Origin of the sequence: Streptomyces sp. YIM 98790 (assembly GCF_011421595.1) — a bacterium.
Classification (GTDB): Bacteria; Actinomycetota; Actinomycetes; order Streptomycetales; family Streptomycetaceae; genus Streptomyces.
The window spans coordinates 1-3,454 of record NZ_WTLH01000330.1 but is presented as its reverse complement, the minus strand read 5'-3'; the positions used below and the strand labels follow the sequence as shown (position 1 = coordinate 3,454).

4 protein-coding genes are annotated in these 3,454 nt (G+C 69.8%); all 4 read right to left on the bottom strand.

Annotated features, from left to right (window positions below):
- The coding region (locus tag GQS09_RS27625) for an ABC transporter ATP-binding protein (protein ID WP_165990253.1) at window positions 1-299 on the bottom strand (299 nt) is incomplete at its 3' end.
- The gene (locus tag GQS09_RS27620) at window positions 268-1,299 is read right to left on the bottom strand and encodes an ABC transporter ATP-binding protein (protein WP_313896380.1); all 1,032 of its coding nucleotides are present in this window, start codon (window positions 1,297-1,299) and stop codon (window positions 268-270) included. The genes GQS09_RS27625 and GQS09_RS27620, both read right to left, overlap by 32 nt.
- Window positions 1,300-1,312: 13 nt before the next feature.
- On the bottom strand, window positions 1,313-2,347 hold the full coding sequence (locus GQS09_RS27615) for an ABC transporter permease (RefSeq protein ID WP_243761870.1): 1,035 nt from the start codon (window positions 2,345-2,347) through the stop codon (window positions 1,313-1,315).
- Window positions 2,340-3,263, bottom strand: a complete 924-nt coding sequence (locus tag GQS09_RS27610; protein WP_165990252.1) for an ABC transporter permease — start codon at window positions 3,261-3,263, stop codon at window positions 2,340-2,342. Before GQS09_RS27610 ends, GQS09_RS27615 begins: the two co-directional genes overlap by 8 nt.
- Window positions 3,264-3,454 lie beyond the last annotated feature (191 nt).

Genomic DNA, 3,454 nt, shown 5'->3' with positions numbered 1-3,454 from the left:
CGGGAGATGTCCTGCCCCTTGTACAGAATCCGGCCGGAGGTCGGTGTCTCCAGGGACATCAGCAGCTTGGCCACGGTGGACTTGCCGCAGCCGGACTCGCCGACGATGCCCAGGGTCTCCCCGGGACAGAGGTCGAAGGAGACACCGTCCACCGCCTTGACCGCGCCCACCTGGCGCCGGAACACGATGCCCTGGGTGAGCGGGAAGTGCTTGACCAGGTCGCGGACTTCCAGGATCGGCTCGCTGCCCGGCCGCCCGGTGGTCCGCTCAGCGGGCGAGGTCGGCTGCGGAGGCTGCATCGAGCGTCTCCTTCCAGAAGTGGCAGGCGCTGGTCCGGGTGCGGCCGACGGGATAGAGCGGCGGCCGGTCGGTGCGGCAGATGTCCTGGGCCTGCGGGCAGCGCGGGTGGAAGGGGCAGCCCGGGGGGATGGCCGTCAGGCTGGGCGGCAGGCCCTTGATCGCATACAGTTCGCCGCCCTTGTGGTCCAGGCGGGGGACGGAGTCCAGCAGGCCCTTGGTGTAGGGGTGGGCGGGCGAGCGGTAGAGCTCGTGGACCGGGGCGTTCTCGATGATCCGCCCGGCGTACATCACGGCGATCCGGTCGGCCACGTCCGCCACCACGCCGAGGTCGTGGGTGATGAGGATGAGGCCCATGCGGTACTCGCGCTGGAGCTCGGCGAGCAGGTCCATCACCTGGGCCTGCACGGTGACGTCCAGCGCGGTGGTGGGCTCGTCCGCGATGATCAGGTCCGGCTCCAGGGCCAGCGCCATGGCGATCATGATGCGCTGCCGCATGCCGCCGGAGAACTGGTGCGGATAGTCGTTCACCCGCTCCCGCGCCGCCGGGATGCGGACCTTGTCCATCAGCTCGACGGCCTTGGTCCTGGCATCCGCCCGGGACATCCCGCGGTGGACGCGGAACATCTCGGCGAGCTGGAAACCGACCGAGAGCACCGGATTGAGCGAGGACAGCGCGTCCTGGAAGATCATGGCGATCTGGTCGCCGCGGATCTTCCGCCGCTCCTCCTCCCGCATGGTGAGCAGGTCACGGCCCCGGAACAGGATCTGCCCTCCGGTGATCCGGCCGGGCGGGATGTCCAGGATGCCCATGATCGCCTGCGCGGTGACGGACTTGCCGGAGCCGGACTCGCCCAGCACGGCCAGGGTCCGGCCGGAGTGCACCGCGTAGCTGACGCCGTTGATGGCCCTGGCGATGCCGTCGCGGGTGTGGAACTCGATCCGCAGATCCCGGACCTCCAGCAGCGGCTGCTGGGATTCCTGCTGGGATTCCTGCGACACGCGATGTGCCTCCTCAGCGCAGTTTCGGGTCGAGGGCGTCGCGCACCGCGTCGCCCATCATGATGAAGGCCAGGACGGTCAGGCTCAGCGCGGCGGCCGGATAGAGCAGGATGTGCGGGGCGTTGCGGAACTTCATGCCGTCCGAGGCCGCCGAGATGTCCACGCCCCACGAGACGGTGGGCGGTTTCAGGCCCACGCCCAGGAAGCTCAGGGTGGCCTCCAGCACGATGAAGGTGCCGAGCATGATGGTGGCCATCACGATCACCGGGGCGACGGCATTGGGCAGGATGTGGCGCAGCAGGATGCGGGCGTTCCCGGCGCCCAGGGCCCGGGCCGCCTGCACATAGTCGTTCTGCTTGGCGGAGATCACCGCGCCGCGGGCGATACGGGCGATCTGCGGCCAGCCGAGCACGGTGATCACCAGCACCACCGGCCAGATGGAGCCGAGCCGGATCATGGACAGGAAGACGATCGCGCCCAGCACCATGGGGATGGCGAAGAAGATGTCCGTGGTGCGGGACAGCACCGGATCCCAGAACCGGCCGAAGAAGCCGGCCAGCCCGCCGATCACCGCGCCCAGCAGGGTCACCCCGAGGGTGGCGCACACCCCGACCGCGATGGAGGCGCGTGCTCCGTAGACGGTGCGGGTGTAGACGTCGCAGCCCTGGTTGTCGAAGCCGAACCAGTGGCCGGCCGAGGGTTCCTCGTAGGCGCGGCCGAGCTGGCAGTACAGCGGATCGCGGGTGGCGATCAGACCGGGCCAGATGGCGATCACGATCAGAAAGAGGATGAGCAGCGAGGAGATCAGGAAGACCGGGTTGCGGCGCAGATCGTGCCAGGCGTCGGAGCTGAGGCTGCGGGCGCTCTCCGGGCGGCCGTTGGCCTCCAGCGCCTCCACGGCGGTCTTCTCCTGCGCGGCGAGCACGTCGTCCGGCGCGCTCTCCGCGGTGGCGTCGATGGACGGGCTGGGTCCGCGCGGCCTCCGTTCGCCCGGCGGAAGCTGGGGCGGGGGTGCCGCGTCGTCCTGGAACTCTCTCTCGTCAGGCATAGCGAATCCTCGGGTCCAGCACGGCGTAGAGCAGGTCGACCAGCAGGTTGGCCAGCAGGAAGATCAGCACCAGCACGGTGACGAAGCCCACCACGGTGGGCGAGTTCTGCCGCACGATGCCCTGGAAGAGCTGGTAGCCGACGCCCTGGATGTTGAAGATGCGTTCGGTGACGATGGCACCGGCCATCAGGGTGCCGATGTCCGCGCCGAGATAGGTGACCACCGGGATCAGGGAGTTGCGCAGGAGGTGCCGCACCGTCACCCGGGTCCGCGGCAGGCCCTTGGCCACGGCGGTGCGGATGTAGTCGGCGCGCAGGTTCTCCACGATCGAGGTGCGGGTCAGCCGGGTGACATAGGCCAGGGACACCATCGCCAGGATCAGCCCGGGCACGATCAGCTCGGAGAAGCGGGCCTCGGAGCTGACCGCCGGATCGATCCATTCCAGCTCGACGCCGAGGAAGAACTGGAGCGTGGTGCCCAGCACGAAGGTGGGGATGGCGATCACCACCAGGGTGAGCATCAGCACGGTGGTGTCCACCGCCCGGCCGCGCCGCAGCCCGGAGACCACGCCCAGGATGATGCCGAACACGATCTCGAAGACCAGGGCCACCAGCATCAGCCGGAAGCTGACCGGGAAGGCGTCGCCCATCAGGTCGGTCACCGGGCGGCCGTTGAAGGCGGTGCCGAAGTCGCCGCTGAGGATGCCGCCCATGTAGAGCAGGTACTGCTGCCACAGGGGCTTGTCGAGGTTGAACTCGGCGCGCAGCCGGGCGGCGGTGGCCGGGTCCGGGGCACGGTCGCCGAACAGGGCCCCCACCGGGTCGCCGAGCGCGTACACCATCACGAAGATCAGGAAGGTGGCGCCGATGAAGACCGGGATCATCTGGATCAGTCGCCGGATGATGTAGCGCCCCACGGACGGCTCCCTTCAGGACTTCGGTACGGACTCCGGGTACGGACGAGGGGTACGGCCCCGCTGCCGGCCGGCGGCGGACCCGTCCGGAGGCCGCGTGATGCGCGACGGCCCCCGGACGGGCCCGGACGCGGACCGGGCTGCGGACCGGGGCTGCGGACCCGTCCGGGGGGGGGCGAACCGCGGGCGAGCCG